The organism is Mammaliicoccus fleurettii (assembly GCF_003970575.1).
Taxonomy (GTDB): Bacteria; Bacillota; Bacilli; order Staphylococcales; family Staphylococcaceae; genus Mammaliicoccus; species Mammaliicoccus fleurettii.
This window is the reverse complement of the sequence record NZ_RXWZ01000214.1, coordinates 1-274: the sequence shown is the minus strand read 5'-3', so window position 1 is coordinate 274 and position 274 is coordinate 1. Positions and strand designations below refer to the sequence as shown.

1 tRNA gene is annotated in these 274 nt (G+C 36.1%); it reads left to right on the top strand.

Annotated elements, in window-relative coordinates:
• Window positions 1-99 precede the first annotated feature (99 nt).
• Window positions 100-176: transfer RNA gene (locus CD129_RS12520), tRNA-Ile, on the top strand.
• Window positions 177-274 lie beyond the last annotated feature (98 nt).

The window sequence follows — 274 nt, the reverse complement described above, 5'->3', positions numbered from 1 at the left end:
TCCTTTCTAAGGATATTACGGAATGACCATTAGGTCATGGAATAACGGAGACATATTGTATTCAGTTTTGAATGTTTATTTAACATTCAAAAATAGATAGGGCCTATAGCTCAGCTGGTTAGAGCGCACGCCTGATAAGCGTGAGGTCGATGGTTCGAGTCCATTTAGGCCCACCATTTTTTTAATTGCACATTGAAAACTAGATAAGTAAGCAAATAGATTTTACCAAGCAATAAACCGAGTGAATTTCTAACGAAATTCAAGCTTAATAATC